The sequence below is a fragment of the Roseomonas sp. CECT 9278 genome (assembly GCF_918698155.1).
Classification (GTDB): Bacteria; Pseudomonadota; Alphaproteobacteria; order Acetobacterales; family Acetobacteraceae; genus Neoroseomonas.
In genome coordinates this window covers 229,885-237,497 of the sequence record NZ_CAKKLX010000002.1, presented here as the reverse complement: position 1 = coordinate 237,497, position 7,613 = coordinate 229,885, and the positions used below count along the sequence as shown (strand labels likewise).

Sequence of the window (7,613 nt, the reverse complement as noted above, 5' to 3'; positions counted from 1 at the left end):
CGGGGGCCGGGCGCGCGGCACTGACCGGCGCCGGCGCGGGGGCTGGCGCAGGGGCCGGCGGGTCGGCCGCGCGCGCGGGTGCCACCACCGTCGCACCACCGCGCAGCAGCCCCAGCAGCCCTTCCGCCTTGACGACGAAAAGCCCCGCCATGGCGGCGATCGCGACCGGCAGCAGGCGCGGCCGCCGCATCACGCCCCGCCCCGCGACGCGCCCAGCGCCAGCGCGCGCACCAGGTCGCGTTCAGCCTGGCTTTGCAGCGCCGGCTCGGGCGCGCGCGGCGCCTCGGCGGCGATCGGCCGGCCCGCGCGCACCAGGCCTTCCAGCCGGTCGGCCAGCGTCTCGGCGCGTTCGATCAGGTAGCGCAGATCATCGCGCAGCGGTTCGGCCACGGCGGTGCGCTCGGCCACCTGGCGGCCGGCCAGCTCGGCCGAGGCGCGCAGCCGCACCATCGCCGCCTCCGCCATGCGTGCCGCCTCGCCCAGGCCCTGGGCGCTGCCCTCCAGCGCGCCGCGGTCGCGGCGGATCTCGCGCAGCGCGCGCTCCAGCCGCAGCGCGAAGGGAATCGCCGCCCCCAGCAGCCCCAGCAGCACGATCTGCAAACCCCATTCGAGGACCGACATGCCTCAGGCCTCCATCCGTCGCGCGCGGCCGAATTCCCGCGCGATGCGCACCGCCAGCCGCTGTTCCTGCCGGCCCAATTCGCCCTCGAACATCGGGATGTCGCCGCAGCGCAGCCGCACCGGCGCGCCCGGCGCGACACCGAGCGAGATGCGGTCGCCCACCTTGAGGTCGAGCACCGTCGACAACGGCAGCAGCTGTTCATCCAGCACCACGTCGAGCGCGATCTCGGTCGAGCGCAATTCCTCCGCGAGGTGCGTCTCCCAGATGCTGTCGCGGCCGAATTTCTCGCCCATGAACTGCTGCAGCAGCAGCTCGCGCACCGGCTCCAGCGTGGCATAGGGCAGCAGCAATTCGAGCTTGCCGCCGCGGTCCTCCATGTCCACCCGCAGCCGCACCAGCACGCAGGCGTTGGATGGGCGGGAGATCGCGGCGAAGCGGGGGTTCACCTCCAGCCGGTCGAATTCGAACTTCACCGGGCACAGCGGCTCGAAGGCCGAGGTCACGTCCTCCAGCACCACGCCGATCAGGCGTTCGACCAGCGTGCGCTCGATGGTGGTGTAGGGGCGCCCTTCGATCCGCATCGCCGCGGTGCCGCGCCGCCCGCCCAGCAGCACGTCCACCACCGAATAGATCAGCGCGGAATCCACCACGACCAGGCCGTAGTTGTCCCACTGCTTCACATGCGCCACGCCCAGCATCGCCGGCAGCGGGATGGAATTCAGGTAGTCCGCGAAGCGCAGCGAGACGATGCCGTCGATCGAGACTTCCACATTGTCGGAGGTGAAGTTGCGCAGCGTGGTCGACATCAGGCGCACCAGCCGGTCGAACACGATCTCCAGCATCGGCAGGCGTTCATACGACACCAGGCCGGAGGAGATGATCTTCTGGATACCGCTTTCCTCGGCGGCCCCGCCCCCGCCGCCCTCGAAGCCCAGCAGGCTGTCGATCTCGGCCTGGTTGAGCACGCGCGTGGCATCGGGCGGCGGTGCCGCTTCCGGCTCGGGCTGCGCGCCTTCTTCCTCGAGCGCGGCGCCCCAGGCGGCCGCGAGGTCGTCGTCCTCCCCGCCATTCTCGCCCTGCCCGCTCACTGGACCAGGATCTCCACGAACAGCACGTCGGTGACCCGCGGGGCGGGCTGCGTGCTGCCGGGCGGCGGGCTCAGCGCAATATTGGCGCGCGCGATCAGTTCCTCGCGCAGCCGATGCGTGCCGGCCGACCCGCGCAGTTCCTCAGGCCGCGTCTCGCGCAGGTAGGTCTGGAACAGGTCGAGCAGGCGCGGCATCGCGGCGGTGATCTGCGCGCTGTCCTCGGCGCGGGTGATCTCGAGCTTGGAGCGCAGCTTCACGAAGACCGGGCGGCGGCCGCTGGCGTTCAGGTTGGTGACGATCTCGGGCATGTCGAAGAAGGCCGGCGGGCGTGGCGCGGCCTCGGCCGCGGCGGCGCCCGCATCGGCGGCCGGCGGCGGCGGGCCCATGCCCAGCAGCGGCGGCAGGATGCCGGTGAACCACAGCCCCGCGCCCACGCCGGCCAGCACCAGCGGCACCGCGAGCAGCACGAGCTTCTTCTTGCCCCCGCCGCCCTTGGCCGATTCAGTTCCTTCTGCCGCTTCCGGCGCCGCCGACATCCACAGCCTCCTGCCGAGGGGCGCATCCTCCGCTGGCGCCGTTAAGGAAGGCTTGCGCCGGTCGGGAAGTGCCGCAGGCCGGGCCTGTGCTGCCGGTCGCGGGCAGGTTTTGCCGGCACCAGGCCCGCCTGCGGCTGGCACGGCGGTTGCCTTTCCCGTCCCGGACCACCGCCGGAGACACGCCGCATGGACAGCCCGGGCTACATCATCCTCTCGCGCCTCGCGCTGCAGTCCCGCGCGACGCAGGTGCTGGCGCACAACCTGGCGAATGCCGACACGCCCGGCTTCCGCGCGCTGCGCCCCGTGTTCGGGGAGGTGATCCAGCGCCAGGAGCTCGGCGGCTCGCCGCCGGGCGGCCGCCCGGTCGCCTTCGTGCAGGACCGCGCCACCTGGCGCGAGATGGACCTGGGCGCGATGCAGGTGACCGGCAATCCGCTCGATGTCGCGATCACCGGCGAGGGCTTCTTCGCCGTCGAGACGCCACGCGGCGAACGCTACACCCGCGGCGGGCGCTTCAGCCTGGGCGAAGGCGGCCGCCTGGTCGACATGGAAGGCAATGCCGTGCTCACCGCCGAGGGCGCGCCGATCGCCTTCTCGCCCAACGACACCCGCATCGAGATCCAGGGCGACGGCACCGTCCGCAGCGAGAACGGCGTGCTCGGCCGCCTGCGCGTGGTGCGCTTCGACAACCCGCAGGCGCTGCGTGCCGAGGGCGACCGGGTGTTCGACGCCGCCGGCGCCGACCCCGTCGCGGTCGAACGCCCGGCGCTGCGCCAGGGCGTCCTCGAAGGCAGCAATGTCCGCCCGATCATCGAGATGACGCGCCTGACCGCCGAGCTGCGCGAATTCCAGTTCGCCGCGCAATTCGCCGAGAAGGAAGGCGAACGCCTGTCCACTGCCGTCGAGCGCATCCTGCGCCGGCGCTCGTAAGGATCACCTGCCATGCGATCCCTCCACGTCGCCGCCACCGGCATGATGGCCCAGCAGAACAATGTCGAGGTCATCTCCAACAACATCGCCAACATCAGCACCACCGGCTACAAGCGCCGCCGCGCGGAATTCCAGGACCTGATCTACCAGAACCTGCGCCGCACCGGATCGCAATCGGCCGATACCGGCACCACGCTGCCCTCCGGCGCGCAGATCGGCCTGGGTGTCCGCACCGCCGCGGTCTATCGCATCCCCGAACAGGGCAACCTGCAGCAGACCGAGAACCGCTTCGACGTCGCCATCCGCGGCAATGGCTACTTCCAGATCCAGATGCCCTCGGGCGAGACCGCCTATACCCGCGACGGCACCTTCGGCCTGAGCGCGGAAGGCACCATCGTCACCGCCGAAGGCTTCGTGGTGAACCCCGGCATCACCATCCCGGCGAATGCGCGCGACGTCACCATCAACGCCAATGGCGAGGTGCTGGCCAAGCTCGATGGCCAGGTGCAGCCGCAGAATGTCGGCCAGCTCCAGCTCGCGATCTTCCCCAATGAGGGCGGGCTGGAGGCGGTCGGCGACAACCTGTTCCTCGCGACACCGTCATCCGGCGACGCGCAGCAGGGCGCGCCGGGCACGCCGGGCTACGGCCAGACCATGCAGGGCTTCATCGAGACATCCAACGTGAACGTCGTGCAGGAGATCACGTCGCTGATCACCGCGCAGCGCGCCTACGAGATGAACTCCCGCGTCATCACCGCATCCGACGAGATGCTCTCCACCCTCACGAGGCTCCGCTGATGATCCGCCGCGCCATGCTGATGCTGCCGCTGCTCGCCCTGCCGGCGCGCGGCGACACCCTGCCGCCGCACCCGCGGCCTGTCGTCCTGGCCGAGGACGCCATGCTGCGCCTGGGCGACCTGTTCGAGAATGCCGGGCCGCTCGCGCACCAGGCGGTCGGCGCCGCGCCGGCGCCGGGGCGGCGGATGCTGCTCGATGCCGCCAACCTGTCGGCCATCGCGCGCCGCCACGGGCTTGCCTGGCGGCCGCTCTCGGGCGAGGAGCGCAGCATCGTCGAGCGCCCCGGCCGCCCGGTGCCGCGCGACGAGATCGAGGCCCTGCTGCGCCTCGAACTGGCGCGCCACGGCGCCGATGCGGAGTTCGAACTGGACCTGCCCGGCTTCGCCCCGCCGCTGGTGCCGATCTCCGCGGCACCGGAGGTCGCGCTCGAAGCCACCCACTACGACAGCGCGACGCGCCGCTTCGCCGCGACCCTGGTGGTGGCCGCCGAGGGCATGGCGATGCAGCGCCAGCGCATCGCCGGTCGCGTCGCGCCCACCGTGCCGGTGGTGCTCGCCGCGCGGCGCATGGCGGTGGGCGAGGTGGTGCGCGCCACCGATATCGACGAACGCCGCCTGCGTGCCGAGCGCGTGCGCCCCGGCATGGCCCAGCGCGCCGAGGACGTGATCGGCCGCCAGCTGCGCCGCCCGGTCGGCACCGACATGCCCTTCGCCACGGTTGACCTGGTCGCGCCCGTGGTGGTGGCGAAGAACCAGGCCGTGCTGATGCTGCTGGAAGCCCCCGGCCTGGCGCTGAGCGCGCAGGGCCGCGCGCTGGAGGATGCGGCGATCGGCGAGGTCGTCCGCGTGATGAACCTCGCCTCCCGCCAGGTGGTCGAGGCCGAGGTGGTCGGCCCCGGCCGGGTGCGCGTGCGCCAGGGCGCGGCACCGTTGCAGTTCGCCGGGCGGCGTTGAACGATGCGCCGCCTCGCGATCCTGGCCCTGCCACTGGCGATGGCCGCCTGCTCGGGGGCGGAACGCCTGTCGCGGCTGGGCGACCCGCCCGAGATGGCGGGCGTCACCAACCCCACCGCCGATCCGCGCTGGCGGCCGGTCAGCATGCCCATGCCCAACCCGCAGGACCCGCCGCTGGCGAGCAATTCCCTGTGGCGGCCGGGCAGCCGCACCTTCCTGCGCGACCAGCGCGCGGCCGCGGTCGGCGACATCATCACCGTGCTGGTGGCGATCCAGGACGATGCCGAATTGCAGAACCGCACGACGCGATCGCGCGACAATTCCGAATCGATGGGCGTGCCGCGGCTGCTCGGCCTCGATGCGTCCTACGCGCGGCTGTTCCCCGGCGGCTTCGACCCGTCGAACATGGTGCAGGGCAATTCGACCAGCGGGGTGAACGGCACCGGCGCCACGCGGCGCAGCGAATCCGTGACCTTGCGCGTCGCGGCCACGGTCACGCAGATGCTGCCCAACGGCAATCTGGTGGTGACCGGGCGGCAGCAGGTGCGCGTCAATTCCGAACTGCGCGACCTGACCGTGGGCGGCGTGATCCGCCCGCAGGACATCGCCTCCGACAACACGGTGCGCCACGACCGCCTGGCGGAGGCGCGCATCGCCTATGGTGGCCGCGGCACCATCAGCGACGTGCAGCGCCCGCGCGTGGGCCAGGAGCTGCTCGACATCATCCTGCCGTTCTAGAACAGATCGCGTTCAGGTCGAATCATCTGAACGCGTGAAGATGCTCTGAAAACAACAGGCTAGAGCCTGCGAAGTGAGCGCGCGCGAACGCAGCATGCTCCAACGCCGGATGGCAGCATCCAATCGGGTGGCGATGGTCGTGACACCACGGCTGCGGAGGCCGGGAAGCGAGCCGGGGCGCGCGGCAGCGGCCCTGGCACGGGCGACGCCGGGGGCGAACCCCCGGCGCCGTCAGCCTCACTCCGCCGGGGCGGGCATGGCGGCGCCGAAGCCGCTGTCGCGTTCCACCACGACCGGCTCGGCCACCGCGCGTGGCACCGAGCGGCGCTCCTCCTCGATGCGGCCGATCAGCAGGAAGGCGCGCTCGGCACTGCCGAGCAGCGCGAGCAGCGCGCCGCGCTCGAAGGGCTTCACGTCATCGCCCAGCGCCAGCACCTCGGCCCGCAGTGCCAGCAGTTCCTCCATGTCCGGCGGGCCGGCCACCTCGGCACTGGGCAGCACCCGGGTCATGGCGGTGCCGACGCGGTCGAGCACCGCCGCCACGATCGGGCGCGCGGCGGGCGAGAATTCGTCGCGCTGCACGCGCCGCGCCACCTGGTGCAGGGTCTCGGCCAGCGAGGAGGCGAAGTCCTCCTCCTCGATCAGGCTCGCCACCAGGTCGGCCTGGTGGCGCGACATGCCCGGCACGAACAGCCCGGCGGCATAGCCCCGGATATCGCGCGAGAGGATGTCGATCGCCAGGCGGTGCTCATCGAGGTCGGAGGGCGCGGTGGCCACGCGCCGGGCCGATTGCAGGAACAGCGCGCTGGCCTGCAGGTGGCGCCCGATCTCCTGGCGGATCGCCGGCACCGCGGTGTGCAGGCTGGTGCGTGCATCGGCGGTCAGGAATTTCGGCGTCGAATAGTCCTCGATGTCTTCCTCGGCATTGCGCCCGACGCGCGAGAGCACGCGCTCGAACACGCCGGTGAAGGGGAACAGCAGCGCCACGTTGAAGATGTTGAAGACGGTCGAATACAGGCCGACCGCGACCGGCACCAGCGGGAAGGTCTCGCGGCCGTTGATGATCACCGGCACGCCGGGGTCGCCGCCGAACCAGCCCATCGCCCATTGCAGGACGTCCATCGACACGAAGAACAGCGGTATCGTCACCATCACGCCGATGATGTTGAAGGTGATGTGCGCGTACGCCGCCCGCTTGGCGTTCTTCGACAGGTTCAGCGAGGCCATCCACGACGTGATCGTGGTGCCGAGGTCGACGCCGAGCGAGAAGGCCACCGCGGTCTGCCAGTCGAGCACACCGGCCGACCCCAGGCCCATGACGATGCCGATGGTCGCCGACGACGAATGGATCAGCGCGGTCACGAAGGCCGCCGTCAGCACGCAGGTCAGCAACCCGCCCCAGCTGTCGGCGCGCAGCGAGGAGATGACGCTCATCACCTCGGGCATGTTGCGCAGCGGGCGCAGGCCGCCGGTCATCAGGTTCAGCCCGTAGAAGATCAGCGCGAAGCCCATGCACGCCAGCGCGATGTTCTTCACCTTGTCGGACTTCGCGAAGATGTACAGCAGCGCGAAGCAGCCCCCCAGCAGCAGCCCGAGCGGCCCGAGCGGCAGCGCGATCAGCCCGTTGCCGATGGTGGTGCCGATATTGGCCCCCATGATCACGCTGATCGCCGGGCGCAGCCCGACCACGCCCGCATTCACCAGCCCCACCGTCATCACCGTCATGGCGGTCGAGGACTGGATGATGCCGGTGATGAAGGTGCCCGCCAGCACCCCCTTGATCGGCGTGCCGGCGAAGCGCGCCAGCAGGTCGCGCATCCGCGCGACCGCCAGCGCCTGGATGCCGTTCGACATGAACTCGAGCCCCAGCATGAAGATGCCGAGGCCGCCGACCACAGGCACGATGACCTGGGTGAAGATATCAACCTGCATGCACGCGCTCCTGGCG

At 71.4% G+C, this 7,613-nt stretch carries 9 protein-coding genes; 4 read left to right on the top strand and 5 right to left on the bottom strand.

The genetic code is table 11. The annotated features are described in order from the left end of the window. From LQ222_RS02585 to LQ222_RS02570, 4 genes are all read right to left on the bottom strand, one after another. Window positions 1-190: hypothetical protein (locus tag LQ222_RS02585; RefSeq protein WP_230164275.1), on the bottom strand; the 190-nt coding region annotated here is incomplete at its 3' end. Continuing rightward, window positions 190-621, bottom strand: coding sequence for a DUF6468 domain-containing protein (locus LQ222_RS02580; protein WP_230164274.1), 432 nt, complete (start codon window positions 619-621; stop codon window positions 190-192). The genes LQ222_RS02580 and LQ222_RS02585, both read right to left, overlap by 1 nt. 3 nt (window positions 622-624) lie before the next feature. Next, on the bottom strand, window positions 625-1,710 hold the full coding sequence (fliM, locus tag LQ222_RS02575) for a flagellar motor switch protein FliM (protein WP_230164273.1): 1,086 nt from the start codon (window positions 1,708-1,710) through the stop codon (window positions 625-627). Next, window positions 1,707-2,246, bottom strand: a complete 540-nt coding sequence (locus LQ222_RS02570; protein WP_230164272.1) for a flagellar basal body-associated FliL family protein — start codon at window positions 2,244-2,246, stop codon at window positions 1,707-1,709. Before LQ222_RS02570 ends, fliM begins: the two co-directional genes overlap by 4 nt. A gap of 186 nt (window positions 2,247-2,432) precedes the next feature. On the opposite strand from LQ222_RS02570, the gene flgF reads away from it, so the two are divergent. Genes flgF through flgH form a run of 4 tightly spaced genes read left to right on the top strand, consistent with a single transcriptional unit; the run spans window position 2,433 to window position 5,665 of the window. Next, window positions 2,433-3,176 (top strand): flagellar basal-body rod protein FlgF, encoded by a 744-nt coding sequence (flgF, locus tag LQ222_RS02565; RefSeq protein WP_230164270.1) that lies wholly within the window; start codon window positions 2,433-2,435, stop codon window positions 3,174-3,176. Between the two features lie 12 nt (window positions 3,177-3,188). After that, window positions 3,189-3,974 carry a flagellar basal-body rod protein FlgG gene (gene flgG, locus LQ222_RS02560; protein WP_230164268.1) on the top strand — a complete coding sequence of 262 codons (786 nt, stop codon included), beginning with the start codon at window positions 3,189-3,191 and terminating at the stop codon, window positions 3,972-3,974. Then, entirely contained in the window at window positions 3,974-4,927 is a 954-nt protein-coding gene (gene flgA, locus LQ222_RS02555; protein WP_230164266.1) for a flagellar basal body P-ring formation chaperone FlgA, read from the top strand. The genes flgG and flgA overlap by 1 nt, the downstream gene beginning before the upstream one ends. 3 nt (window positions 4,928-4,930) lie before the next feature. Next, on the top strand, window positions 4,931-5,665 hold the full coding sequence (flgH, locus tag LQ222_RS02550; protein WP_230164264.1) for a flagellar basal body L-ring protein FlgH: 735 nt from the start codon (window positions 4,931-4,933) through the stop codon (window positions 5,663-5,665). A gap of 237 nt (window positions 5,666-5,902) precedes the next feature. On the opposite strand, the gene LQ222_RS02545 is transcribed toward flgH, so the two are convergent. Further along, window positions 5,903-7,597, bottom strand: coding sequence for a Na/Pi cotransporter family protein (locus LQ222_RS02545; RefSeq protein WP_230164262.1), 1,695 nt, complete (start codon window positions 7,595-7,597; stop codon window positions 5,903-5,905). Window positions 7,598-7,613: the final 16 nt, after the last annotated feature.